Source organism: Capnocytophaga sp. HP1101 (genome assembly GCF_054772415.1).
In genome coordinates this window covers 353,937-379,937 of record NZ_BPUU01000003.1, presented here as the reverse complement: position 1 = coordinate 379,937, position 26,001 = coordinate 353,937, and the positions used below count along the sequence as shown (strand labels likewise).

General features: G+C 40.2%; 31 protein-coding genes. 22 read left to right on the top strand and 9 right to left on the bottom strand.

Annotated elements, in window-relative coordinates; all coding sequences use genetic code 11:
- The first annotated feature begins 119 nt into the window (after window positions 1–119).
- The 6 genes from RCZ04_RS02825 to RCZ04_RS02800 all read left to right on the top strand — a co-directional run bounded on the left by RCZ04_RS02825 (window position 120) and on the right by RCZ04_RS02800 (window position 3,858).
- Window positions 120–692, top strand: coding sequence for a Crp/Fnr family transcriptional regulator (locus RCZ04_RS02825; RefSeq protein WP_460484447.1), 573 nt, complete (start codon window positions 120–122; stop codon window positions 690–692).
- Between the two features lie 108 nt (window positions 693–800).
- Window positions 801–1,670, top strand: a complete 870-nt coding sequence (locus RCZ04_RS02820) for a pirin family protein (RefSeq protein ID WP_460484446.1) — start codon at window positions 801–803, stop codon at window positions 1,668–1,670.
- A 79-nt stretch (window positions 1,671–1,749) separates the two neighbouring features.
- A complete protein-coding gene (locus tag RCZ04_RS02815; RefSeq protein WP_460484445.1) occupies window positions 1,750–2,247 on the top strand; it encodes a GNAT family N-acetyltransferase in 498 nt (165 codons plus the stop codon).
- Window positions 2,248–2,347: 100 nt separating this feature from the next.
- Complete coding sequence (locus RCZ04_RS02810) at window positions 2,348–2,662, top strand: pirin family protein (RefSeq protein ID WP_460484444.1); 315 nt, start codon at window positions 2,348–2,350, stop codon at window positions 2,660–2,662.
- A gap of 117 nt (window positions 2,663–2,779) precedes the next feature.
- On the top strand, window positions 2,780–3,202 hold the full coding sequence (locus RCZ04_RS02805; protein WP_460484443.1) for a DoxX family protein: 423 nt from the start codon (window positions 2,780–2,782) through the stop codon (window positions 3,200–3,202).
- Window positions 3,203–3,207: 5 nt separating this feature from the next.
- Window positions 3,208–3,858: an FMN-dependent NADH-azoreductase gene (locus RCZ04_RS02800; RefSeq protein ID WP_460484442.1), complete on the top strand. Its 651-nt coding sequence runs from the start codon at window positions 3,208–3,210 to the stop codon at window positions 3,856–3,858.
- A gap of 74 nt (window positions 3,859–3,932) precedes the next feature.
- Here the strand turns inward: RCZ04_RS02800 and RCZ04_RS02795 are convergent, their stop codons facing one another.
- Window positions 3,933–4,523 (bottom strand): LysE family translocator, encoded by a 591-nt coding sequence (locus tag RCZ04_RS02795; RefSeq protein ID WP_460484441.1) that lies wholly within the window; start codon window positions 4,521–4,523, stop codon window positions 3,933–3,935.
- Window positions 4,524–4,684: 161 nt separating this feature from the next.
- On the opposite strand from RCZ04_RS02795, the gene RCZ04_RS02790 reads away from it, so the two are divergent.
- The 8 genes from RCZ04_RS02790 (at window position 4,685) to RCZ04_RS02755 (ending at window position 11,337) form a co-directional block, all read left to right on the top strand.
- The gene (locus RCZ04_RS02790; protein WP_460484440.1) at window positions 4,685–5,536 is read left to right on the top strand and encodes an AraC family transcriptional regulator; all 852 of its coding nucleotides are present in this window, start codon (window positions 4,685–4,687) and stop codon (window positions 5,534–5,536) included.
- 105 nt (window positions 5,537–5,641) lie between these two features.
- Window positions 5,642–5,932, top strand: coding sequence for a hypothetical protein (locus RCZ04_RS02785; protein ID WP_460484439.1), 291 nt, complete (start codon window positions 5,642–5,644; stop codon window positions 5,930–5,932).
- Window positions 5,933–6,016: 84 nt separating this feature from the next.
- Window positions 6,017–7,108 carry a DoxX family protein gene (locus RCZ04_RS02780; protein WP_460484438.1) on the top strand — a complete coding sequence of 364 codons (1,092 nt, stop codon included), beginning with the start codon at window positions 6,017–6,019 and terminating at the stop codon, window positions 7,106–7,108.
- Window positions 7,109–7,530: 422 nt separating this feature from the next.
- Window positions 7,531–8,040, top strand: coding sequence for a cyclophilin-like fold protein (locus tag RCZ04_RS02775; RefSeq protein WP_460484437.1), 510 nt, complete (start codon window positions 7,531–7,533; stop codon window positions 8,038–8,040).
- A 1-nt stretch (window position 8,041) separates the two neighbouring features.
- Entirely contained in the window at window positions 8,042–9,184 is a 1,143-nt protein-coding gene (locus RCZ04_RS02770) for an NAD(P)-dependent alcohol dehydrogenase (protein ID WP_460484436.1), read from the top strand.
- A gap of 94 nt (window positions 9,185–9,278) precedes the next feature.
- Complete coding sequence (locus RCZ04_RS02765; protein ID WP_460484435.1) at window positions 9,279–10,118, top strand: alpha/beta hydrolase family protein; 840 nt, start codon at window positions 9,279–9,281, stop codon at window positions 10,116–10,118.
- Between the two features lie 77 nt (window positions 10,119–10,195).
- Window positions 10,196–10,324 carry a hypothetical protein gene (locus RCZ04_RS02760; RefSeq protein WP_460484434.1) on the top strand — a complete coding sequence of 43 codons (129 nt, stop codon included), beginning with the start codon at window positions 10,196–10,198 and terminating at the stop codon, window positions 10,322–10,324.
- 38 nt (window positions 10,325–10,362) lie between these two features.
- The gene (locus tag RCZ04_RS02755; RefSeq protein WP_460484433.1) at window positions 10,363–11,337 is read left to right on the top strand and encodes an alpha/beta hydrolase; all 975 of its coding nucleotides are present in this window, start codon (window positions 10,363–10,365) and stop codon (window positions 11,335–11,337) included.
- 221 nt (window positions 11,338–11,558) lie between these two features.
- Here RCZ04_RS02755 and RCZ04_RS02750 read toward each other — a convergent pair whose 3' ends face one another.
- The 4 genes from RCZ04_RS02750 to RCZ04_RS02735 all read right to left on the bottom strand — a co-directional run bounded on the left by RCZ04_RS02750 (window position 11,559) and on the right by RCZ04_RS02735 (window position 13,840).
- Entirely contained in the window at window positions 11,559–11,744 is a 186-nt protein-coding gene (locus RCZ04_RS02750; RefSeq protein WP_460484432.1) for a hypothetical protein, read from the bottom strand.
- A gap of 51 nt (window positions 11,745–11,795) precedes the next feature.
- Complete coding sequence (locus tag RCZ04_RS02745; RefSeq protein ID WP_460484431.1) at window positions 11,796–12,302, bottom strand: 3'-5' exonuclease; 507 nt, start codon at window positions 12,300–12,302, stop codon at window positions 11,796–11,798.
- A gap of 55 nt (window positions 12,303–12,357) precedes the next feature.
- Entirely contained in the window at window positions 12,358–12,591 is a 234-nt protein-coding gene (locus tag RCZ04_RS02740) for a hypothetical protein (RefSeq protein WP_460484430.1), read from the bottom strand.
- Between the two features lie 472 nt (window positions 12,592–13,063).
- Window positions 13,064–13,840: an SDR family NAD(P)-dependent oxidoreductase gene (locus RCZ04_RS02735; protein ID WP_460484429.1), complete on the bottom strand. Its 777-nt coding sequence runs from the start codon at window positions 13,838–13,840 to the stop codon at window positions 13,064–13,066.
- Between the two features lie 323 nt (window positions 13,841–14,163).
- On the opposite strand from RCZ04_RS02735, the gene RCZ04_RS02730 reads away from it, so the two are divergent.
- The 3 genes from RCZ04_RS02730 (at window position 14,164) to RCZ04_RS02720 (ending at window position 16,825) form a co-directional block, all read left to right on the top strand.
- Window positions 14,164–14,484: a MerR family transcriptional regulator gene (locus tag RCZ04_RS02730; protein ID WP_460484428.1), complete on the top strand. Its 321-nt coding sequence runs from the start codon at window positions 14,164–14,166 to the stop codon at window positions 14,482–14,484.
- A gap of 12 nt (window positions 14,485–14,496) precedes the next feature.
- A complete protein-coding gene (locus RCZ04_RS02725) occupies window positions 14,497–15,567 on the top strand; it encodes a winged helix DNA-binding domain-containing protein (RefSeq protein ID WP_460484427.1) in 1,071 nt (356 codons plus the stop codon).
- Between the two features lie 286 nt (window positions 15,568–15,853).
- Window positions 15,854–16,825, top strand: coding sequence for a ketopantoate reductase family protein (locus RCZ04_RS02720; protein WP_460484426.1), 972 nt, complete (start codon window positions 15,854–15,856; stop codon window positions 16,823–16,825).
- 456 nt (window positions 16,826–17,281) lie between these two features.
- Here RCZ04_RS02720 and RCZ04_RS02715 read toward each other — a convergent pair whose 3' ends face one another.
- The 4 genes from RCZ04_RS02715 to RCZ04_RS02700 all read right to left on the bottom strand — a co-directional run bounded on the left by RCZ04_RS02715 (window position 17,282) and on the right by RCZ04_RS02700 (window position 20,821).
- Complete coding sequence (locus tag RCZ04_RS02715) at window positions 17,282–18,214, bottom strand: hypothetical protein (RefSeq protein WP_460484425.1); 933 nt, start codon at window positions 18,212–18,214, stop codon at window positions 17,282–17,284.
- A 17-nt stretch (window positions 18,215–18,231) separates the two neighbouring features.
- Window positions 18,232–19,179 (bottom strand): hypothetical protein, encoded by a 948-nt coding sequence (locus tag RCZ04_RS02710; RefSeq protein ID WP_460484424.1) that lies wholly within the window; start codon window positions 19,177–19,179, stop codon window positions 18,232–18,234.
- A 17-nt stretch (window positions 19,180–19,196) separates the two neighbouring features.
- The gene (locus RCZ04_RS02705; protein WP_460484423.1) at window positions 19,197–20,117 is read right to left on the bottom strand and encodes a hypothetical protein; all 921 of its coding nucleotides are present in this window, start codon (window positions 20,115–20,117) and stop codon (window positions 19,197–19,199) included.
- A 464-nt stretch (window positions 20,118–20,581) separates the two neighbouring features.
- The gene (locus RCZ04_RS02700) at window positions 20,582–20,821 is read right to left on the bottom strand and encodes a MoaF-related domain-containing protein (protein WP_460484572.1); all 240 of its coding nucleotides are present in this window, start codon (window positions 20,819–20,821) and stop codon (window positions 20,582–20,584) included.
- 483 nt (window positions 20,822–21,304) lie between these two features.
- On the opposite strand from RCZ04_RS02700, the gene RCZ04_RS02695 reads away from it, so the two are divergent.
- From RCZ04_RS02695 to RCZ04_RS02675, 5 genes are all read left to right on the top strand, one after another.
- Complete coding sequence (locus RCZ04_RS02695; protein WP_460484422.1) at window positions 21,305–22,300, top strand: porin family protein; 996 nt, start codon at window positions 21,305–21,307, stop codon at window positions 22,298–22,300.
- A 6-nt stretch (window positions 22,301–22,306) separates the two neighbouring features.
- Window positions 22,307–23,125 carry a carboxypeptidase-like regulatory domain-containing protein gene (locus tag RCZ04_RS02690; RefSeq protein ID WP_460484421.1) on the top strand — a complete coding sequence of 273 codons (819 nt, stop codon included), beginning with the start codon at window positions 22,307–22,309 and terminating at the stop codon, window positions 23,123–23,125.
- 141 nt (window positions 23,126–23,266) lie between these two features.
- Window positions 23,267–23,806 (top strand): RNA polymerase sigma factor, encoded by a 540-nt coding sequence (locus tag RCZ04_RS02685; protein WP_460484420.1) that lies wholly within the window; start codon window positions 23,267–23,269, stop codon window positions 23,804–23,806.
- A 2-nt stretch (window positions 23,807–23,808) separates the two neighbouring features.
- Window positions 23,809–24,489, top strand: coding sequence for an anti-sigma factor (locus tag RCZ04_RS02680; protein ID WP_460484419.1), 681 nt, complete (start codon window positions 23,809–23,811; stop codon window positions 24,487–24,489).
- A 14-nt stretch (window positions 24,490–24,503) separates the two neighbouring features.
- Complete coding sequence (locus tag RCZ04_RS02675; protein WP_460484418.1) at window positions 24,504–25,571, top strand: TonB-dependent receptor; 1,068 nt, start codon at window positions 24,504–24,506, stop codon at window positions 25,569–25,571.
- The last annotated feature ends 430 nt before the right edge of the window (window positions 25,572–26,001 follow it).

Sequence of the window (26,001 nt, the reverse complement as noted above, 5' to 3'; positions counted from 1 at the left end):
TGACAACAACAAATCCCCGTAGTGAGAGCCTCACAGGCAATTACTACGGGGATTTTTCTCATTGGCAAATTAGCTAATTAGCAAATTATCACTATCTTTGTCGCTTTCAATCCTAATATATGCTTATATCCTATTTTAATCGTCTTTGTCCTCTTACTGAGGAAGAAACAGCTCTTGTGAATCGTCTTTTTACCACTCGCACCTACCGCAAACGTTATTTTGTATTGCAAGAAGGCGATATAGCTACACACTTCCATTTTATAGAAAAAGGTTGCCTCAAGCTCTACAAAACTGATGACAAAGGCAATGAACACATCATTCAGTTTGCTACTGAAAACCATTGGATTACCGATATAAACAGTTTTCAGAACCACACTCCTGCGCGTTTGGCTATCGAAGCCTTAGAAGACACTACTGTGTGGCAAATTACCCACGAAAAATTAGAACAACTTTACACCGAAGTGCCTAAGTTCAACCTCATTTTCCGCAAACTTTCTGAACGCAACCAGCAGGTGCTACAAAGTAGGATTTTGGAGATGCTCAGCGGCAATGCACAGGATTGTTACACCTCGTTTGCCCAGCGTTATCCCGAACTGCTTTTGCGATTGCCACAAACCCAAATAGCCTCATTTATAGGCATTACCCCTGAATTTTTGAGCAAAATGAAAGCTAAAATGCTACGAGAATCTTAATCTACATTAAGTTCATTTCTTAATTTGTTTCAATGCACAAGGTGCCAAACCGCCGTACCTTTGCACCCAGAAAAACAAAGTATTATTTTAAAGAAAGGAAATAAAAAAATGAACACAAAAACTGTAGAATTAGTAGCAATGCCTCGTGAACCTCATTTTGTAGGCGATGGCTTCCGTGTACACAACTTCATCCCCAGCGGTTTCCGTATGGATATGGAGCGTATGAACCCATTTATCCTTTTGGATTACAACTCTAAATACGTATTCCCCGCCAGCGACAAACCCAAAGGCGTAGATGTACACCCTCACCGTGGTTTTGAAACCGTAACTATCGCTTATAAAGGTCGGGGAGCTCACAACGACAGCAATGGCGGGGGTGGTGTGATTGGCGAAGGCGATGTACAATGGATGACCGCCGCCAGTGGCGTACTCCACAAAGAGTTCCACGAAGCTGAATGGAGCAAAACAGGTGGCGTATTCCAAATGGTACAATTATGGGTGAACTTGCCTGCCAAATACAAAATGTCGGCTCCTAAATACCAAGCTATCAAAAATGCCGAGATAGCCCGTTACACTGAAGAGGGTGTGGAAGTGGAAGTCATCGCGGGCGAATACAAGGGCGTAAAAGGCACCGCCAGCACTTTCAGTCCAGTGAATATGCTCAATGTGAAATTGCGCAAAGGGACAAAAGCAACCTTCAGATTCCCAGCTCATTACAACACAGGTGTGTTGGTAGTAGAAGGCAGCGTAAATGTAAACGGCACCGACGATGCTCCTACCGATAACTTCGTGTTAATGGCAAACGATGGTGAAACCTTTACCGTAGAAGCTACCAGCGACGCCGTAGTATTAGTACTTAGTGGCGAACCACTTAACGAACCCATTGCCGCTTATGGGCCTTTTGTAATGAACACTGAAGAAGAGCTTGTTCAAGCCTTTGAAGATTTCAAAAAAGGCAAATTCGGACACTTAGATTGATTGTAAATTAGCCAATTAGCCCAGTTGTTAATTGGCTAATTATTCGTACTTTTGCCTCCGAACACTAAAAATAAAAACAATGAAAGAACACTATTATGCCAACGATGATATTACCATCGTTTGGCGACCTGAACTCTGTACGCACGCAGGTTTGTGTGTAAAAACGCTGCCACAGGTGTACAACCCCAAGGAACGTCCTTGGGTGAAGATTGAAAACGCTACAACGGAACAGCTTATTCACCAAATAGGCTTATGTCCGTCAAAAGCACTCACTTTTAAATACAACAGCGAAATGACAAGATTAGACCAAGAAGACAACGGTAAAAAAGGACGCTTCATCATTTATGAAGGCGACACTTTTGCAGGCGAAATGACCTACGTATGGGCAGGCGAAAACAAAATCATCATCGACCATACAGGGGTAGAACCCGCTTTTGAAGGTAAAGGTTATGGCAAAGAACTTCTTGCCAAAGCCGTAGCTTTTGCTCGTGAAAAAAACATCAAAATATTGCCCCTTTGTCCATTTGCCAAAAAAGGTTTCGACAAAGACCCTAATATTCAAGATGTAAAAGCATAATAAACTTAGTAAATATTCTTACATACCTCCTTTCTAAGAGAGTATGTAAAGAAGGAAGGAAATAAAAAAATGAAAAACATCTTACACAAAGCCGATACTCGTGGACACGCTAACCACGGTTGGCTTAACGCTTATCTACCCTCTCTCTGACGACCCTAATGATGATGGCTTGTGGGTGCATCAAAACACTTGGTTTAACTTAGCTAATTTCGCTGCTGGGAATAGTAAAGAATACCGCTTACACCATCCTGAAAATGGAGTGTACGTGTTCATAATCAGCGGGGAAGCCAAAGTAGGAGATATAGTGTTAAACACCCGCGATGGTATAGGAATCACCGAAACAGAAGCTTTTACCTTAACAGCTACTACCGATAGTGAAATCCTATTAATGGAAGTGCCAATGATAGAATTATAAAAAAATCCCCGTAGTGCGAGCCGCACAGGCAGTTACTACAGGGATTTTTCGTCATTCGTAACTCGTCATTTGTAATTATTTATTATCTTTGCCCTCAGAAACTTAAAAACAAACATTATGATGTTTCAAAAGTATATACGCGTTTGCTTGCGCCTTGCCGTAAGTACCGCAATGCTCTCAGCCGTAGCCGACCGCTTCGGGCTATGGGGAGAAGGGGCTGTTTGGGGCAATATGGATGCCTTCTTAGCCTATACCCAGCAACTGCTCTTCTTCGTACCTGCTTCTCTTGCCAATATAGGTGGTTGGGCAGCTACTATGCTGGAAATTATCTTCCCTATTTGCTTGCTCATAGGCTTTAAAACGAACCTCGTAGCCAAACTCACAGGCTGCCTCTTAGCTTCTTTTGGGCTCTCGATGGTATTAGCTTTAGGCATCAAATCCACCTTTGATTATTCGGTGTGGAATGCTGTAGCGGCTGCCTTTGCCATTGCTGCCATTAATAGCAAATACCTTGAAATTGACACCTTATTAAAGAAATAAAAACAATGGAAAAAAAGAAAATTCTTATCATTAACTGCCACCCGCTGTACCACAACAGCGAGGCTACTACTGTGAAATTAGCTCATTATGCCCACTATTTATTAGGATTGCACGCTGATGTGGAAATAGAACCCCTCGAACTTTACAACCCCAACTGTTTCCTACCGCGTGTAGATGAACAGATGTATGCCGCTTGGTTCTCACAAACCCCTACTGAAGAGCAACAACGCATTGCAGCGCGCCAAAACGAACTCATTGAGCAGTTTATCGCCGCTGATTACGTATTTATCTTCAGTCCGTTACACAATTTTAATGTAACTTCTAAGTTCAAAGACTATGTAGATAACATTTTCATAGCCAAGCGCACTTTCAAGTACACAGCCGATGGTTCGGTTGGATTGCTCAGCAACAACAAGAAAGTAGTGTATGTACAAGTAAGTGGCAGCGAGTACGAAGAAGATTTTAGGTATATTCCAATGGATTTAGCCAGTCGTTATGTACGTTCTGTGCTGAGTATGATGGGTATTACCAAGATGAAGCTCATTCGCGCCCAAGGTATGGACATTGCTGGTGCCGACCGTGAAGCAATTGTAAAAGAAGCTCAAAGCGAAATAGCACAGTATATCTCAAAAATGAGTTTATCACTTAAATCATAAGTCGTAGTATGACAAACTATAAAAATCCCCGTGATGCCTTCACAGCACGGGGATTTTTTTTATGAACGAATGTCTTATTTTTTCGAGAATACTAACAGCAAACCTAAAGCGGATAGCACTCCTATTTTGCTCCATTTGGTAATATTCCAAAAGCGGTCGTTGGTTACGTATTTGGTAAGCCTACTGGCCAAAAGGGCTATTAAGTAGAAAAGCACTAAGGCTTGCAAGGCAAAGATAAACCCTAATAGCAACATCTGCACGGTAATATTAAAGCCTGTTGGACTGATAAACTGGGGTAGAAAAGCGATGAAGAACAACGCTACTTTAGGGTTGAGCACATTCATCAAAAAGCCTTTGCGCACTAAGTAGCCCGCACTTTTAGGTTGCGAGGTAGTCCCCTCAGTAAGGTGCATCTCTAACTTCTTTTCTTTATAGGCTTTGAATGCCAAGTAGAACAGATAAGCAGCTCCAACGTACTTAATCACTGCAAAAGCCGTAGCCACTGTGTGCACTAATACCCCTAACGACAAGCCAATGGCAATAAGTGTACCTTCGCGTTTGCCCTTAGTGATACTTTCGGTAAGTACAAAAAGATTGTCGGGGCCTGGCATAATACTCAAGATCACCGAAGCCATCAAAAATGATAATACAATTTCTACATTCATATTTTACAATTTTCTTTTATTAGGGCGCAAAAGTACGAAATATTTAGCAATTGACAATTAGCAATTAACCGCCTGGTAAATAATATTGATAGTTAGGAGTTTAAACGAATTGCCAATTCACCAATTAGTTGTACCTTTGCCCCAACTAAAAACTAACAACTATGCAAAAATATCACCTCCATAAAGATACGCCTACCGCTTTGCAGTTTGCGTTATTCCCCTTGGGAGAGTACCTTGCCAAGAATGGCGTACATACCCAAAGGGCTCATACTCATAGTTTTTACCAAATACTGTGGTTCACTAAGGGTACGGGGAAACATTTCGTTGATTTTAAGGCGTATAAAGTAGCCCCACAGCAGCTGTTTTTTATCGGGAAAGGACAAATACACGCCTTTGATAGGCAACCTTATGAGGGGTTTATTATTCATTTTAACGAAATCTTCTTGGCAGATAATACGGATGTGATCAATACCTTTCTCAAGCACAATGTGTTCGACAGCTTTTCACAACTGCCTTATTTGCAACTAAGTGAGGCGGAAGTGCCAGTTATTGAAAACCTATTCCATCAGCTGCAAACTGAAATGCAAGTGCCCGACAGCTTTGCACACAGCGAGTATCTCAAGCACTTGTTGCACCTCTTGCTCATCAGTGCACAACGCTTTACACTCAAAGCTAACCGACCCCAACTCTCAATAAGCAACCCCAAGCACCTGCTCTTTGTGCGTTTTCGGGAGGCTATAGAACAGCATTTCAAAGAGGAGCACCAAGTAGCTGCTTATGCCGAGATGCTGAACGTATCGGCTAAAACGCTCACCAACTGCACCAATGAACTCGTACAGCAAACGCCTTTAGAAATCATCAACGAACGGCTTTCGCTCGAAGCCAAACGCCTGCTTACCCATAGCGATAAACCTGTAAGTGAGATTGCTTATACCCTTGGTTTTGAAGATCCTTCTTATTTTATCCGCTTTTTTAAGAGGCTGAATGGGATAGTACCTACTAAATTTAGGTAAGAGGTAAGAGGTAAGAAATGTACCATTTGTTTTCTGTTTTGTGCAGGGGGTGATGCGCAAAACCGCCGTACCTTTGCAGCGTCAAACTTAAACAATATTTAAACGATGAATGCAAAAGCTTTTTTACAAATCACTATGTATGTGAACAACGCCAATCGCCCTGCTGCCGCTGGGGTGTACAACAAGTACAAAGCTCCTTTCTTGAAGGATATTAAAGGAGCCCTATCCAAAGACCTTTTGGTACGCGATGAAGATGTGCAAGTGCTTCACGGTTTTGACAGCGTAGAGAACGCTAAAGCTTACCTCAGCACCGAGCTTTTTAACAACGATGTAGTGAAAGAACTCGCTCCCCTATTCGACAAAGCTCCTGAAGTAAAAATCTACGCAGTAGCTTAACAAATTAGCTAATTAGTCAATGTGTCAATGAGCCAATTGACACATTGGCTAAAACCTAAAACCTAACACCTAAAACCTAACACAATGAAATATCTTATCAATACCCTCCGTATAATCGTTGGGGTTATCTTTATCATCAGCGGGAGTATTAAGCTGAACGACCCCTTTGGATTTTCGTATAAATTAGACGATTACTTTGCCCCCGAAGTGTTGAATATGCCTTTCTTTGTGCCTTATTCTTTGGCATTGGCTATCGTCATCTGTATAGTTGAAATACTATCGGGCGTAATGCTATTGGTAGGCTATAAAAAGAAATTCACCTTGTGGCTACTACTGGCAATGATGGTGTTCTTCGCTTTCCTCACTTTCTACTCGGCTTTCTTTGATAAAGTGAGAGACTGTGGCTGTTTTGGTGATGCTATCAAATTCACCCCTTGGCAGTCGTTTACTAAAGACATTGTGCTGCTGCTACTTACCTTGCCTATTTTCTTTTTCCAAGAGTACGTGCAGCCTATCGGCAAGGGCAACCTACCGCTATATCTCACTTCCGGAGCCTTAGTACTCTGTCTCATAGGGGTGTATATAGTGTATAACCACCTGCCATTTGTTGATTTTCGTCCGTATAAAATAGGGGTACATATCCCCACCGCTATGGCGGTGCCCAATGATGCCCCCAAACCTGTGTACAACTACTATTGGAAGATAAAAGAAGGCGACCAAATAAAAGAATACACCACTCAAGGGCGTTACCCTGATACCCAAGGTGAGTTTGTTGATTTTACTACCGAACTCGTAGAAAAAGGATTTCAGCCTGATATCGTAGATTTTGACATCAACCGCAACGATGAGAGTTTCCTCGAAGAATTTATGCAGCTCGACAAGCTCGTGCTTATCATTGCCTATCGCATTGATAAAGCCGATGTAAAAGCCTTTGAAAAAGTAAAACCTTTTGCCGAAAAAGCGATGGCACAAGGCTATAAAGTTATCGGACTCACCTCTACACTCGATGAAGCCGACAAAGTGAAAACCGCCTACCACCTGCCCTTTGATTTCTATCTGAACGATGGCACCACCCTAAAAACAGTGATTCGTTCCAATCCAGGGATTGTAGTGATTCACAAGGGCACTATCGTCGATAAAAAACACTATAACGATATTGAAAAAGTGAAATTATAAAGTGTATTTAGCGATTTTTCTTGCCAAAAATCCCCGTGATGCGAGCCGCATCACAGGGATTTTTTGTAGCTTATAATTCGTAATTATTCAGTATCTTTGCGCCACACTTATTAACAAATCTCCGTGCAGTAGGCACTGCACAGAGATTTGTTATCCGTATCTACACCGAATCTATAGCGAACCTACACCGAAGGGAGAGTTGCTCATCTGTGGCTCAATACCGAACACTAAGCGAACCTAAATCGAAGCTAAAGTGACTTATATTGGTACTTAGGCAAGCAAACAAATTACTATTTAAAATAATCATTACAAGAGAAAATAAAAATCTTGAAAGCCACAACAATAATTTTTGAGCCTCTCAGACAATAGTATTTTGTAAAGTTGCCGTACCTTTGCAGCGTGAAACTTAAAGATTGAATGATATGAAAAAAATCCTTTTACTTTTAAGCCTTGCTTTTATCACTACAGCAATGGCGTGCAGCAAACAAGAACAGCAGTCTGCTAATCATCAAAACAATGAGCAACCCGCTCCTAAACCGGACGACAACAATACCTCAGGAACAAGTACTAACACCACAAATCAAACAACAAACACTATGAAAATCACCATTGGAAATACTGTTTTTAAAGTAGCCTTAGCCGATAACGAAACGGCTAAGGCTTTCAAAACCAAACTACCCCTTACCCTACAAATGAATGATTACGGCGGGTTCGAGAAAATAGCCAACATCGGTAACCTTACCCGTAACGACAAATTGGAAGCCTCACTCAGCGCTGGCGACCTGATGCTGTACAGCGGTAATACCTTAGTGCTCTTCTATGGCAATCACGGTGGCTACTCCTATACCCGCATCGGGAAGGTGGAAAACGCTGCTGCCCTGCGCAACGCCTTAGGCAGTGGTTCTGTAACTGTAAAATTTGAATTAGAATAATATGAAAAAGAATGCTTTAACATCTGTATTAGCACTTTGCATTGTAACCCTTAGTGCTCAAGAAAACCGCGTGCCTGCCAAAGGTTTAGCCGTTTCAGAAAAAGGAGGTCATTTCCACCACCACAATTTTACTCGCCACGAAGTAGGCGATAATGATATTTTAATTGATATTCTCTACAGCGGGATTTGCCATACCGACCTTCATCAAATAAACAACGATTGGTTCGACAATAAATTCCCAATGGTTCCTGGTCACGAAATTGCAGGTAAGGTAGTGAAAGTAGGTAAGAATGTGAAGAAATTCAAAGTAGGCGACTTTGCTGGAGTGGGCTGTATGGTGAACTCTTGCGGCGAATGTAATAATTGCAAGAACGACCGTGAAATGTTCTGCGAAAGGCAACAAACGGTATTTACCTATGCCTCCGACGATGTATTTCACAACAACGAAAATACAATGGGCGGTTATTCCGATAACATTGTCGTATCCGAGCGTTTTGCTGTGAAAATACCTAAAAATGCCGATATGAAACGCGTAGCACCACTACTTTGTGCGGGGATTACTACCTATTCGCCTATATATTACAGCAAGATTAAAAAAGGTGATAAAGTGGGAGTCGCTGGTTTTGGAGGTTTGGGTCATATGGCAGTACAATACCTCAAAGCTAAGGGGGCTGAGGTTACTGTTTTTGAAATTACAGACGACAAACGCCCTGAAGCTCAAAAACTCGGTGCTGCAAAATACGTGAATATCCATAATGCCAACGAGTTGAAAGAAGCACAAAACACTTTGAGCTTTATTCTCATCACTGTAGCTACTCAATATGACCCACAAATGTATCTAACTACCCTTAAAGAAGATGGTGAAATGGCTATCGTAGGGCAACCTGCTTTGAACGCTCAATCCCCTACACTGAACCTCGTAACTTTGCCTTTTTCAGCACGCCGAAAAGTATATGGCTCACTCATTGGCGGAATGAAAGAAACACAACAAATGTTAGACTATTCGGTGAAACACAACATCTACCCTATGGTAGAGGTTATCAATGCCGACCCCACAGCTATTGAAAATGCTTACAATAATGTAAGAGATGGTAAGGTAAAATTCCGCTATGTGATTGATATGAAAACACTGAAAGATAAATAATTACCTGTACGACTCACTCTTTGAGCCTCTCAGACAATAGTCTTTCACCAAACCGCCGTACCTTTGCAGCGTGAAACTTAAAAACTAAAATTGTATGAAAAAAATCGCACTCTCATTATCACTTATCGTCCTAACGATGACCTCAGCGGCTTGCTCCTCACAAAACGAAGATAACCCTAACCCTGCCGAAGGGGCTACTTATAGTGTAACTACCGAAGAATTAAACACCTCACGCGACGGACTCAATATTTATGGCGTATTGCACCGCCCTCAAGGCGCACAAGGAAAATTGCCCTTGGTGATTGTAAGTCACGGTTTTGGAGGTAATCACCGCGAAGGTGAAACCTACGCACAATTATTAGCAGGTATGGGCTATTTGGCGTATGCTTTTGATTTTGTAGGGGGCTCATCAGGCTCTCGCAGTGATGGTCGCACTACCGATATGTCGGTACTTACTGAAAAAGCCGACCTTGAAGCTATCCTCGCTACCCTGAAAACGCGCCCCGATGTAGACCCCGATCGCATCACCCTATTAGGTGTTAGTCAAGGAGGATTTGTCTCAACTATTACCGCTGCCGATCACCTCAGCGAAATTAAGAACCTTATCCTTATATACCCCGCTTTTAGCTTGGTAGACGACGCTCACAACCGCTTCAACAACAATTACAACAGCATACCTGCTACTTCATCACTTTTTGGCACTACCATAAGTGCAAAATACTACCAAGATGCGTGGAATATCAACATCTACGATATTATCAGAAGTGTTACCAAGCCCGTACTGCTCTTGCACGGCGACCGTGATAATATAGTGAACATCTCTTATGCTGAGCGCACTTCGCAAACCTTTCCCAATGTTACTTATCACCCTATTGCAGGAGGCTCTCACGGCTTTTCAGGCAACGCCCTCCGCAACGCTCATAACTATATATAAGAGAATTTGTAAACTTACAGAAATAAATTTGATAATTAGCAAAATATTTGTATTTTTGCCCCTAAAAATAAAACTATATGAAAAAAATAACTTTAACACTCGCAACCGTTTTGGCTATCGTTTCTTGCCAAAACCCTCAACAGGAAAACAATACGAACACGCAAACAGAAACGCAAACCCCTAACACCGAAAACACTAGACCTTAACACAAGAATGGGACAAGATTTTTCCGCAATCCGATAAAGTGAACCACCGCAAAGTAACCTTCAAAAACCGCTACGGCATTACCCTTGCAGCCGACCTCTATACCCCTAAAAACGCCGAAGGCAAATTAGTTGCTATAGCCGTATCAGGTCCTTTTGGAGCGGTAAAAGAACAAAGCTCTGGCTTGTACGCCCAAACACTTGCTGAGCGCGGCTTTGTAACTTTGGCTTTCGACCCTTCTTATACAGGCGAAAGCTCTGGAGAACCCCGCAATATGCCCAGCCCCGAAATCAATACCGAAGACTTTTCAGCTGCGGTTGATTTCTTAGGCTCTTTGGACAATGTAGACCGTAACCGTATCGGTATCCTCGGTATCTGCGGTTGGGGTGGTTTTGCCTTGAACGCTGCCCTTTCTGATACACGTATCAAAGCCGTAGGCACCAGCACTATGTACGATATGACCCGCGTATCAGCCAATGGGTACGAGATTAAAATGACCCCTAATGCGCAAGGCACTTACGACCGCGCTCCTGGCAATACTCCTGAAGCACGCCGTGCAATGAAAGAGCAAATTAACAATCTCCGCTGGGAAAGCAGCAAAAAAGGTTATGCTACCTACCTCCCCGCTGGCAATATCGACCCTAAAACTATTACTGCTGAAACACCTCAGTTTATTGCCGAATATGCTCAGTTCTACCGTACCCCACGCGGTTTCCACCCACGAGCTGTAAACTCAAACCCCGATGCGTTTTGGGCAGAAACAGGCTCGTTAGCCCTTATCAATATGCCTATTTTGCACTATGCAGCCGAGATGCAAACCCCAGCCCTATTAGTACACGGTGAAAAAGCCCATTCACGCTATTTTGCTGAAGATGCTTACAAACAAATAGGTAGCAAAGACAAAGAGCTTTACATAGTCCCTGATGCCACTCACGTAGATTTGTACGACAACAAAGCAGGTAAAATACCTTACGACAAGTTCGAGGAGTTCTTTAAAAAACACCTAAACAATTAAGAGTTGACAATTAAAAATCCCCGTGCAGTAATTATCGCACGGGGATTTTTTTTGTTTCTACTTAAAGCAAATTTATACTGAACCTATACCGAAGGGACAGTAGCTCATCAGTGAACACTAAGCGAACCTAAACCGAAAGAGCGTTAGTCTTAAAGCAGAAAACAAGAAGGTCAAAGCATTGTTAAAACTATAATATAACCTTTATCTTTTAAATCCTATACTTATCCTAAATCGTCTAAGACTCCCGAAGTTAATAGGGAATTCATCCCATTAATAGCTGCGAGAAAACCTGCATAGATGGTCATTAGGAGCATCCCTTCGGGGTCGGGAGTTTCCTCAAAAATGCCTACGTGTAAGCTGGTATGCGCAGGGGTGCTTAATATGTCGGTGATGTGATAAGTTTGCATTTATATAAACTTTCCGGTGGGAGATAAATTTTCTTTTTTCATTTCTTTGGATTATTCAGTATATTCTGTAAAAACTCTTAAGGCAATAGCAGCACAGGCTTCGGCATCAGCTAAGGCGTGGTGGTGGTTCGTTAAATCAAAGCCTATATGTGCAGCTACAGTCCCTAACTTGTGGTTGGGGAGCGTTCTAAATACCTTGCGAGACTGACGACAGGTGCAGAGAAACTTCTGAGGGTAAGGTGGCAGTCCGTAATAAGCTAAGACTTCACGCAGGCAACCTTCGTCGAACGGGCTGTTGTGTGCTACTATGGGGAGGTTACCTATGCGCGGCAAAAGCTCTTTCCATATTTCGGGAAACTCACGCGCGTTATCAGTATCGGCACGTGTGAGTCCGTGAATTTGAGTGTTGATAGCGTTGTAATAATTGGGTACGGGCTTGATGAGTTCGTAATAGGAATCGACGACAGTGCCGTTTTCTACAAACACAAGCCCTATACTGCACACGCTACTCCAATGGTAGTTGGCGGTTTCAAAGTCTAAAGCAACGAAAGAGGTCATATTAATTTGTCAATTTGCTAATGTGTTAATTCGTTAATGAGATGCGGTTTTCGGTCTAATCAACTAAATCAAAGGAGTTGCGCGAGGTGATTTGCGGGGTGTGTTCTAAATTGTGGAACTTCCCATTACGGTAGTTAGGCGACTGCTCAATGCGCGCCAAGTGTTCGCCCGAAGGTACTTTGCCAAAGTTAGACAAGTTCACTACAATAGCAGTGCCGATACCAATTACGGCAAGAATTATAAGGATAGTGTATAACATACGCTTGAGGATTTTTTTAGTTTTTGACATTTTCTTTTCTATTATTCTGGGGCAAAAATACAAAATAATTACCAATGACAAATGACGAAAATAGCACGAGTTGAGTCGATACTGAGTCTTAAAGGCTATATTCATAAATTCTATTTGCTAATTAACCAATTTGTCAATTGATTTCGGGAGTAAAAGTACGGCTAAAAAGAACATACTTACTTGCTATACGACTTAATTTTATTTGCTGATAGGCTCTTTTCAATTGGCAATTAACAGAAAAACAGGGGCTCTCCGATCGTGTTAGTAGAGGTTTTAGATTCGATGTAACTTCGGTTAAGGTTCGCTTTAGATTCGCTTAGTGTTCGATGTAGAGCCGATGTAGAGCCGATGATAGTTCAGTGTAGGTTCAGTGTAGGTTCGGTATAGGTAGAGATAAACAATCCCGTACAATAACTGCCTATGTGGCTCGCATCGTACGGGAATTTTCCATTTATTGTGCACCGTGCTATCACTAATTTGTAGTGAGCCCTCCGTCAACGGCAATTACTGTGCCCGTAATCCACGAAGCGCGGTCGCTGGCTAAGAACACACAAGCCTCGGCTATATCTTCTGGCGTACCGATGTGCTGTAACGGATAAATTTCTTTTACCATAGTCTCAAAAGCTTCTTGCTTTTCGGGGGTAAGTGCCTGCAAATTGCGATTGAACTGAGGGGTAGAGATACTGCCCGGCGCCACGGCATTCACACGCACGCCCAAATGTCCTACCTCAAAGGCTAAGGCTTTGGTAAAGGAATTCAACGCTCCTTTAGTTGCTGAATAGATGGTAGTAGCACGGTTAGGAAGCATACGATGTGCAAAATACGACGAGATGTTAATTACATTGCCTTTGCTCTTGATAAGTGCTAGTAAGAGCTGTTGTGTAAGAAAATAAGGTGCCTTCACATTCAAGTTAAAATGTGCGTCATATAGGGTGTTATCCACCTGCTCAAAAGGCACAAACTTCCCTAACCCCGCGTTGTTTACCAAAATATCGACTGTAGGCAGTAGCTTTTCAATATTTTTTACTACCTCAGTTAGCGTTTCTGTTTCTGATAAATCGGCAGAGAGGGTATACACCTGCACCGCAAACTCATTGAGAAGTTCCTTTTGGGCTTTTTCTAATTTTTCGGGGTCTTTACCTATCAGTAATAGGTTTGCACCCTCACGAGCAAAGGCTTTGGCGATTCCTAAGCCTATGCCATCACTTCCGCCAGTAATCACGGCGTTCTTGTTGTTTAAGTCTTTCATTTTTATATTTATTTATTGATTTTACATTTTCTTCTCTTATACCATTTTACCAAAGAAACATAGAGTACTGCCTGAGGAAATGATATTGCGTAAGAGGTTAAAAACTTTGTACTCCAATCACTCCAAAGGTTTAACTTATCGCTTGTGATAAAGCTATTTACCAAACAAAGCGGTGTAGCTATAAAAAAGACAAATTGTAGGGTTTGTTTGAGTTCTGTATTCATTTGTTAATAATTGACTGTAATTGTAGATTATTTACAAAATGCAAAAGTAGTATTTTTATTTGTATATTTGCAACCTAATTCGTAATTTATTTACAATTTATGGCTAAAGAAGCACAAAAAGAGTTATTGTTAGACTTTGAATTTCTGCGGAAATTGGTAGTGGGCATAGGGGAAGTATCGCAAATTACGGGTATTCCTACACGGCAAATACGCTATTGGGAAGAGAAGGGTATCCTCACGAGCTTAACAGAAGAGGAAGGCAAAAACCGCCGGTATGATTACCTGAATATCAAAAAAATACTCCTCATCAAGGAACTGCTTGACGAGGGGTATACTTTAGACGCTTCAGTAGAGAAGGTAAAGAAGCGTATGGCAATGATTGAGGAAACACTCAGTAAGATTAGCAAATTAGGTAATTAGATAATTAGAACTATGACTCAACAAGAAGCTATCACTTACCGATTGGTACACCAGCACCTTATCGCTCCTCTGCACAATACCCCTGAGGCAATTGTGGCGTGGCAAGGCGCTATGCAAGCGCAGGATTACAACTATTTCCGCTGGGCAATAGGCATACGCCAATGTGTGCCACAACTAAATCTGCTACAAGAGGCTTTTGCTAACGCACAACTCTTGCGCCTGCACCTCTTGCGCTGTACAGTACAGGTGGTAGCTGCTGATGATATCGCTTGGCTTACTGCGCTCTGCAAAGACCGCAATTTGCGCACCTTGCAATCGTGGTTAAGCACTATAAAGGCACAATTCTCTGAAGCACATTTTGCCGAAGTAGCCGTAGCCTTGCAAGAAATGTTACAAGGAGGCAAATCATTAGCTAAAAAGTCTATTGCCAATGAATTGAGTGCTTTAGGTCTTTTACCTGATGAAAAACATCTCACCTCTTTATTGCTGCGCGCTGAAATTGAAGGTGTTATAGCTTCGGGAGAAATGAACGGCAAGAATGCCACGTGGGCATTGGTGAGCGAGCGCGTACCTGCCACTCCCACACTTATTTATGAAGATAGTTTGACGCTTTTGGCAAGGAAATACTTCAGAAGTCATTCGCCCGCTACGGTAGAAGACTTTGCGTGGTGGTCGGGTTTGCCACTCACCCAATGCAAGAAAGCTATTGAGAATATTGCCACCGAATTAGAAGAAATTTTAGTGGAGAATATCTCAATGTACCTGTATCGCAATAATTTTAAACTGCCTGATTACTCAAAGGCAGTACATTTGCTACCGCCGTACGACGAGTATCTCATAGGGTATAAAAGCCGATGGATAGCCCTTCAGGAGCAGCACGAGGCAAAGGCACATAACAAGAACGGACTGTTCTATCCTGTGCTACTGCACGAAGGCAGAGTCGTAGGCAAATGGAAAGGCTCTATCGACAAACAAAACACTCCTCTTACTACTGAACTCTTTGCTGAAAAAAGCAAAATAAAGAAAACCGCTCTCCGAGAAGCCGAAAAGCGGTTTGAACAATTTAAAACAATTGACAATTGACAATTAGTACTGTTGCATTGTTTTCCTTATAAAGATAAAATAACTTTTTTATGTGGAATTAACATCTATAAATCAATTGCTTAAAAATAGTATCAAACAAATTGATGTTTAGTGTCAATTCAAATGTCAAAAAATAAATTGAGCTAAAAGCTGTTGATTATCAATTATATATGGTTGAAATTTAAAAATCAACGCAACAGCAATAATTGACAATGAACAATTGACAAATAAAAACCTCCCATTTTTAGGAATTATTTTTACTTTTGCATTTGAAAATTAAAATATTATGAACATTTTAGTAATTGGCTTAGGAGTGATAGGCTCTATTTACGGCTATGCGTTTGCTAAAGCAGGACACACAGTAACCCATTATCTCAGAAAAGATAGTAAAAAGAATGCTATAAACGCCTTAAACATCAATATGTTGGACGGACGTACGCACAAGAAGGGACTTTCGTATACCGATACTTACCCTATTGGGCACGCTACTCAAAAGGAATACGACTTTATTTTTGTGGCGGTACCTTCGGGGAAGTTAGGCAGTGTGATTCAAGAACTTAACCGAGAGGGAATTACGGGCTCTTTGCTTATCGCTTGTGGTATTTGGGAAGAAAGAGCCGAAGTAAAGAAGATTTTAGGCAATCGCCCTTACGTGCTGGGCTACCCCGTAGCAGGCGGCAATTTACAAGGCAAAACGCTGAATGCTTGTTTGTTTGACCATTTTATGTTAGAAGGGAAAGCCAAAGCTGGCATTCCTAATTACGATGATTTGGCAAAGCTATTCGCCAGTTGCCAAATACAGCTGGAACACCCTTACGATATGCTGGAATGGATATGGTTGCACATCGCTATTAATGCAGGCGTTATCTCGGTAGCAAGCACTGCAATAGATAGTTATACCAATAACACTCAAACTACTCAGGCAGCCGAGAAACTAATGCAATCTACCCCGTTATTGAGGCAATCCGTACGCTCAATACGCGAAACAGTGAAGATAGTAGCCTCACGTGGGGTAGTACTTAAGCATTACAACAACGAGTTGTTGCCTTACAAAATCCCTACTTTTCTTTCAGCCCCATTAATGAAACGAATGTTTGCCCGCAATATCCTCACCCAAAAGATAATGACCCTCCACAACAACCTCCCCGACTTGCTTTATGTATGCCGCTGCGTATATGAACAAGGCAAACAGAACAACATTCCCGCTCCTTTATTCTACGCAAATTATGAAAAAGTAAAGGCACAACTCAACTTTTAGAACTTAAAAAGCCCTTTCCCCAAGTGAAGAAGGGGGCTTATTTGTTAATTTGTCAATTTGCTATAGCGTCAGTTCTTCGATAGTGGCGGTCAGTAGCGATAGTGGTAACAGTTGTCCCCACAAGCACAGGAAGTAAAGCTTGGGTGTGGTACTGCCACAAGTCATCTACAAGAGTAGCTTCGCCTTCCTCAAGTATTTCGCCCTTACTTAGTAAGTTAATTCAACTTTTGATTTGTATTAATAAATAATATGAATCAAGAGTTGAAAAATAATCATCACTGATATACAGTATATTGTCGCCTTTGCGTCACATCTCCCCCTTTTAAGGGGGCTGGGGGGATGTTTATATTTAGTAAGTTAATTCAACTTTTGATTTGTATTAATAAATAATCAAGTAATAAGAAAAGTAAAAAGCAAACAGTATTTTCACTATTTGCTTTTCATTATATTCTTCACTTATTGATATTCATATTTTTCAGTAAAACTATCATATCTTCCTTCTATTTTGGTAATTTTAGTAGCATACCCTTGCGGATTATTAGCTTCATTTTTATATTCAGCCCTTAAATATATTGCTGTAGTAAGTCCTGAGTTGGGGTCGTTAGCATCTTTTTGTTGTTGGGTTTGTTCAGCTTCTTTCACTACAAGGTTTTTACTGTTAGTAGCTTCATAAAGCTCATAAAAATTGAAATCTTTAGAAGAGTTAGCTAATGTGATAAGTTGTATTTGCAAGTTCCTCTTGGGGTTTTTCTTCTGTAAATCATACTCATATACATAGGTCTTACTAAAAGAAAGTACCCCTTTAGAGAAATATTCATATACTTTCTTTATCAAGTTACCTTCTGGACTAAAAGTATAGATAAATCTATCGTATCCAGATTTACCCTTTGCCACCACAGTATGAGTATCAGGGTGAGTAAGATTGTAAACTTTTGAAGGAATAGGGGCAAATTGGCTTAGCTTCCCATCTTTATAGCCAAAAGTAACAACCTTAGAGATATTTCCATCTTTCATAATTTCAGTAACTTGGTCTTGGTCATTGAATTTAAATGACACAGTTCTTTGATATATACCATCTTTCTCAATATCTATTCTTGCAGGAAGTTTTTTACCTTTTACAGGTTTAATAATCAAACGCTTGACTTCCTTCCGCTCTGTACGAGAGACTTTGAACTCTCTCGCTTCCTTGATAAACCCGTCCTCTATGGTGTAAACCATTTCAGTAATATCATCCTCTGAACGCTCAATGATGTACTTAGTAGGCAATAATGTCTCCTCTTCCCACGGGTCAGGAATGTTATTGTTATTATTGTTATTATTGTCATCATCACTTTTACAGCAAGCAACCCCCATAAGGGCAAGACTTGCTAAAATTAACAGCTTTCTCATAACGGTTTTTTTATTATTTAATATTCGTATTTTTCAGTAAAACTATCATATCCTGCTTCTATTTTGGTAATTTTAGTAGCATAACTTTGCGGATTATTAGCTTCATTTTTATATTCAACTCTTAAATATGGAGTGCCTGTATCAAGTCCTAAACTGGGGTTGTTAGGGTCTTTTAGTTTTTGAGTTAGTTCAGTTTGTTTCACTACAAGGTTTTTGCTATTAGTGGCTTCATAAAGCTCATAAAAAAGGTAGTCTTCTAAAGGAGTGTTTGCTAACGTGACAAGTTGTATTTGCAAGTTTCTCTTAGGGCTTTTCTTCTGTAAGTCATACTCATATACATAAGTCTTTCTAAAAAAAACTACTCCTTCGGCATTGAGTTGATCTATTACTTTCTTTATCAAATTGCCTTCTGGACTAAAAGTATAGGTAATTCTGTCGCGTCCAGATTTACCCATTGCTACCACAGTATAGGCATCTGGGTGAGTAAGATTGTAAACTTTTGAAGGAATAGGAGAAAATTCACTTAGCTTCCCATCTTTGTAGCCAAAAGTAATAGACATAGGAAGCTTTCCTATTTTACCTTTTTTAATTTCAGTAACTTGGTCTTGGTCATTGAAGCTAAATACCACAGTTTCTTGGCGTATACCGTCTTTCTCAATATGTATTCTGGCAGGAAGCTTTTTACCCTCCACAGGTGTAATAATCAAATGTTTCACTTCCTTTCGCTCTGTACGAGAGACTTTGAACTCTCTTGCCTCCTTGATAAACCCATCCTCTATGGTGTAAACCATTTCGGTGATATTACCCCCTGAACGCTCAATGATGTACTTAGTAGGCAATAATACCTCTTCTTCCCACGGGTCAGGGGTGTTGTTATTGTTATTGTTGTTATTATTGCCATCATCACTTTTAGAGCAAGCAACTCCCATAAGAGCAAGACTTGATAAAATTAACAGCTTTCTCATAACATTTTATTTATTATTTAATATTCGTATTTTTCAACTGATCCTTCATATCCACTAATCATTTGGGTAATTTTAGTAGCATTACCTTGAGCATCAGCTTCATTTTTATATTCAGTCTCAAGAGTTTCCCCTTTAAGGAACCCAGCTTTCGGGTCCGAAAAGTCTTTTAATTGCTCACTATGCTGGAGCTCTTTCACTACAAGGTTTCTGCTATTAGTGGCTTCATAAAGCTCATAATAAGAGTACTGATCACTATCTGTAAGCGCCAAAGAGATAAAACGCATTTGCAAGTTACTCTTTGGGTTTTTCTTCTGCAAGTCATACTCATACGTATAAGTCTCTTTAGAAAAAAGTGCCCCGTCAGAAAACTCCTCGTGTACTTTCTTTATCAAATTACCTTCACGACTAAGCGTATAAGTGTATTTACTGTATTCAGGATCCCTTACCACTACAGTACGAGCATCAGGATAGCTAACCTTATAGACTCTTGAAGAAGTGGAAGAGCCATATTGGCTTACTTTCCCATCTTTGTAGTCAAGAATAATCGCATTTGAGAGCCCTCCTAATTGAGCTTTTTTTATTTCCGTAACTTGGTCTTGGTCATTGTAACTAAATTCGATGCGATAATCAAGATACTCCCCCTTCAATATATCTATTTTCGCAGGGAGTTTTTTACCCTCTACAGGAGTGATTTTCAAACGTCTCTCTTCTTTTCGCTCCGAACCTGAGACTCTGTACTCTATTACTTCCTTAATAAATCCGTCCTCTATGGTGTAAACCATTTCAATCATATCATCTGTGGCAGTACTGGCAATGTATTTAGTAGGTAATGCCACCTCTCCTGTATCAGGAGCAGGAGGATTGTTGTTGTCATCATCACTTTTGCAGCAAGCAACTCCCATAAGGGCAAGGCTTGCTAAAACTAACAGCTTTCTCATAACGGTTTTTTTTATTTTTAGAATATGATTCAAAAGTTAAAAATTGATACCACTCGTTTTATAGTTATTTATAATGACCTCCGCCAATCCCTCCTCAGAGAGGTTGTCCGCAACTGCCGAGTAACTCATTAAAAAAAAGAAATCTATAATCAACAAATGAACTCAATCCCTATTTTTGAGTGCAAAGATAGTCCTTTTTAGCGTAATAAACAAAAATAAAAATAAAATCACCCCAACAAATCTCCTCCCTCACTAAAAGTTGTATACTGCATTAAAACGCTTTAGATTCGGTTTAGGTTCGCTTAGTGTTCGGTGTAGAGCCGATGTAGAGCCGATATAGAGCCGATGTATCTTCGGTATAGCTTCGGTGCAAGTTCGTTTTAGATAGTAACAAAAAATCCCTGTGGTGCAAGCCACACAGGGTCTTAGCACCACAGAGATTTTTATCTTTTACTTTTTACCTTTTACCTAAATTCAAAGCTTCCTTCTAAAAGTTGCGCTACGCGTTTGCCACTGCCATCGTCATAAGTAAGAAAAGCAGTAACAGAGCCTTTTTCAGTGTCAATCACCTGACTTACGGTAGTGCCATCGTCTTCCACCCAATTGAGGAAATACTGCGTTGGATTCATTGATTTTAATGTAAGAGCGTTGGTCTGCTCCGCTACTTGCCCTTTATCGTCGGTAGTTTTCCAAAGGAAATCTATATTGATAGTTTATATAATCATATTTTGATAGAATGCATAATTAAATTACATTGCATTTTTTCTGTTAAAATCGCTATTTCACTGCTTTTTGTTCAATAATTTAAAAAGCGCTTATCTCCCATTGAGGTTCAGCTTATTAACACCTTTCCTTCGTCTTAGATTCGTCTTACCTTCGTCTTAGGTTCGTCTTACCTTCGGTTAAAGTTCGGTAAAAGTAAAAGATAAGAAATTATAACATTCATTGATTATCAATGCTTTGTATTTTTAAAGAAGATAAAAGATATAACCATATTATTTTGAATAAAAAACAGCTGTTTAACAAAAATTAGTAATTAAAATAAAGTAATTGCTAATCTACCAATACACAAATCTGCTAATTTTTCTTCGTTTAAAATTCCTAATTTGTAATTATTTCGTACCTTTGCCCTTGTTTTTAATAACTTTTTATCACCTTATTCATTAATTAGCAAGTCGAAATATCCTATGAAACAACTTTTATCATTTGTGATGTTACTTTCAGCACTAAATCTCTTAGCGCAAAATCCTTTTGAAAAAGAAATTTTACAATCGAAGTATGCCATTGATTCTATCGTAGCTACCGAAAAACTACTACTTTACAAAAAAGAAACCGCTATCCAGCAGTTGCTCACTGACAATAGGATTACCAAAGAGCAAAGCACAAAAATGCTCAAGGAGCTCAATGACGCTGTAAAGCTCAGCATTCAGCAGAAAACTTATAAAGAAGGTTTGCGGCTCTCAGCTCTTATCCAGCAAAAAGCACCTGAATTTAAAATAGACACTCTGCAAAAAACTTCAATTCTCGATACGCTTATGCCCACTGAAGCCAAAGAGAGCTATAAGGAGACCGTCAAACTCTTGGATTCGTTGCCCGAAACTTCATTAAAAAGAGAGGCTAAAACCTCTATAAACTTAGGCTTAGGCTTAGGCTTGCGCGCCGCTACTGATGGCAAAGGTAATTTTAACCCTGCTACTTCTGTTGAATTAGCCTTTATTTTCAATACGCGTGTACACGCTACCAAACGCTTATACCTTCAATATGGCTTTTCAGCTGTAGGTGAAGGACTCAATATCAAAGGCGATAAGTACTTTACTCTTGAGAATGATAAATCAACGCTCACTCCTTACGGTCGTTCTTTAGACGTATCTCGCCTGCGCACTGGCTATTTTACAGGCATTGTGGGAGTAGAAAGAAAGTTCCCTTCCAAAATACGCATAGGGGCAGGAGGCTACTTTGGTGCTATTATTTCAGCTAAACAAAGAATAAAATATAAAGAAGGCGACAATGACTATGATATATGGCTAAAACACGATGTAAAGGTAAATCCGATTACTTATGGGGTTTCTGCCCATATAGGTTATGGAATTATAGCCCTTTACGCCAAGTACAGCTTAGCTCCTCTGTTTAAAGATAGTCCTACGAATGTACATCCATTCGTTATTGGTCTCAAACTCTGGTAATATACAATGAAAATTTACTTCTTCCTATTATCAATACTTCTTGCGCTCCCTTGTTTGGCACAACAAAGGGTGGTAAACAAGCATCACGAACCCGTTGAATACGTGAATATAGGGATTGTAGGCACTAATAAAGGAATCATCAGTGATGAAAACGGCTATTTTTCGCTCGAAAAGCTCGGTGCAAAGCCTACTGATAGCATTTACTTTTCACATTTGAGCTATCAGCATAAGGTATTAGCCCATAGCGATGTCAAAAAAGAAGTGCAACTCACCGAAGCCGTGATTAACCTTCCCACTACTACCCTAACAATGAAAAAGCCTAAAATACGCGATGTAAAAAGTAAGGGAGTAACTACCCCTTTCACGCTTTACGGTGAAATGAAACAGTATTTCCAGCAAGAGGGGGGCATCCTTTCGGAATTAGGTGATTTTATCACTCTTGCTAATGATACTCAGCTCACCGAATTTAGTATAGAGGTGAAAGAAAGCACTTTTTATATGGCAGTGTTGCGCGTGGTAGTATACCAAACCGATAAAGAGCACAAAACCTTTACCCCACTCATCAAAGAACCTATTTACATCAATTTATTTGCTTCAGATAAACCACAAACATTCACTCATAAGCTATCAGTATTAGCCCCTAAAGGCGAACTGTGGGTAGGGATACAATTTGTAGAAATGCGTGGTAAAGATGACGCAACCCTTACCTTCAACGCTACTACCAATACCTGCTGGTTGCGCTTCCCCGATAATACCATTAGGAAAGTAAATTTAGGTTTTGGGATTCCTTTTGTAGTAAAGGGCTACGACATCATCAAACAATAAAGGGCAACTTTGCCAAAGTTAAATAATTTGCTAATTGACAAATTTTCTAATAATTTTCCAACCTTTTTATTTTTTCTTCGTTTATAAGGGCAAAAGAGCCAATTATTCACCTTTTATCATTCATCATTTATCGTTAAAAGAATGCAAATCGACCATCGTATTATAGAGAAAGCACGACATAACGACCGCTTAGCGCAAAAGCAGTTGTACGACCAGTACGCTCCTGCTTTGCTGAGTGTGTGCAGGCTGTACATTAGTGATTTGCAATTCGCCGAAGATGCCTTACTGAAAGCCTTTTTCAAGATATTTACCAATATCAATACGTATCAAGAACAAGAGCACTTTTACGCTTGGATACGGCGCATTACCGTGAATGAGTGTATTGATTCTCTCAGAAGCAAAGCCCATAAGCTATCTTTTGCTGAGTGGAGTGACACTTATGACACTATCGATAACGATACCTTAGACAATGAATCTTTTAGCGATGACGAGATACAAACCTTTGTAGATAAGCTCCCGCCAGCTTGCCGTACCGTTTTTAATCTTTACGTGTTTGAAGACTGTTCGCACAAACAAATTGCCGAAAAGCTATCTATCAGCGAAGGAACTTCTAAATCGCAATTGGCGTATGCCAAGAAACTATTACAACAACACGTTACAAACTACAAAAAAAGAGCTTAGAAATGTGGAAAGACCGTATACAAAATCTATTTAGATACCGAAAAATCAATCCTTCGCCTGCTTTGTGGGAACAATTAGAATCTCAATTAGCAGCGCACGAGGCTCAGCAAAGCCAGCACAAAAGACGCAGAGTGTGGTACTACGCTATAGCTGCCTCGCTGCTACTATGCTTAGGGATAGGATATGTATTACAACAACTTGCTGTAGAAAAGGAGTTTCAACCGCAGGAAGCGGTAGCTGTAACTACAGAAAGAGAAAAAGTATTGCCAGCTGATACTACTTTCACTCCTACTGTAATAGCCGAAACTCCCACAGTACCCATAGCCCCCAAGAGTTTCACCGCTTCACCAGCGCTCAAGAGTCCTGTAGCTTCGCCTGCCTTCTTTGATATCAACGAGGTAGATAGCCTTTTTGCTGAGTATTCTGCCAATGCTATTGAAAGCAGAATTACCAAAGAAATAGAAAAGCAAATGACAGCTGATTTACAAGAGCTCTCACCTGAAGATTTAGCCCTTGTAGCTACTACTCAAGCGCAACTTAACCAATATGTAACCCAAAAATATGAGCAAGATGCTACTTTCAACAATATTGAAAGAGACTTACTTAGGAACAGGGTAAAGCTATTAGCCGGAAAGTTACTAAAAGAAGTAGGAACACGCGTTGTTTTAAATAATAAAAACTAAAAACAAATATCAAAATGAGAACATTACACCTTTTATTGATGAGCTGCTTGTTGGCTACAAGCGTCATCACCGCACAAGAGCATTCTAAAGAAACTATCAAAAAATCTAAATATACGATAGACTCGATTGTTTTTGCAGAAAAGGAAACGCTTAAGAAGAAGCTTTCAGCCGTGAATCAGTTACTTAAAGAGAAGAAAATTAGTGAGGAATTGAGTCAGCAAATGAAAGAAGAACTCACAGCGACTACCGAAAAGAACATTAAGGAAAAGACCGCCACTGAAGCTGAGCATTTAGCGAAACTTATACGCGAGCAAGCTACATCAACCTCGACAGGAACTGAAAGCAATACGCTCACTACAACGGGAAAATCGGAGGCGTACAAGCGTGCTATGGAGGAATTAGAGAACATTTTCCAGAAGAAAGAAGAGAAAAAAGTGAATACTAATCGTGCTTTAGACGAAATAGGACTTTATATGGCTATAGGGTTTCACAACCTAAACAGCAGCAATGGTTTTGGTGACAATCGGTTTAAACCTTTGGGCTCTAAATCGTTTGAAATAGGTTTTACTTCAGGATTTCGTTTACTTAAAACGAACAATCTGTTGCACATTAATTACGGCATTGCGTGGATGCACGATGGGCTTAAATTTAAAGATAGCGAATACTTTGTAAGAGAAAACGAGGTAACAAAATCGGTGGCGTATACTGCTAATAACTTAAACAAATCGAAATTGCGGACTAATTACCTTATTGTGCCTATAGACTTTGAATTTGATTTCACTTCTCCTAAAACTAAGAATGGGGTTACTACTTATCCTGTTCACGACAGTTTTAGAGTAGGTTTTGGGGGTTATGTGGGAGTATCAATAGGCAACAGCCAGAAGATAAGGTATGACGATGGGAGCATTCATAAAAATGTTTTGAGAAACGATTTAAATATCAGTCCTTGGATATATGGACTTTCAGCACATTTAGGATATAAGAATTATGCGATTTACGCTCGTTATAATCTTACCCCTCTTTTCCGGAATAATCCTGTGAATGAATATCCTTTTTCAATTGGGATACGCATTGGGGATTAAACGGCAGGTTTTAGGTGGGTGTGTGTTTCTCACTTAAAATTTCTGATAAAAATATTTAGTAAAATAGTATCCTAATCAAAAAAAACTTTGTACCTTTGCAACGTTGCTTGTAAAGGTACTTTTTGTTTGGGACAAAAATAGTTATTTGACTGGTTGGACTTGCAGGACGAGCTGGACAAATCGGATGGAAACGAAAAATATCAGAAGAGGTTTTTTAGGTGAAAGATAAAAGGTAAAGGGTAAAAAGGGTATGCTTAGCTTATACAAAGCTTATACGAACCTTATACGAATCTTGGACGATTGTTATACAAAGGGTATATAACTAATTGATTCATACTGTAATACAATAATACTAAAAATGCCAATAATAGGGTTTCGAGGCGAAAGAAAGAGGAAGAGGTGTTAGTCCTTAGGCAATAGGCATTAGGGG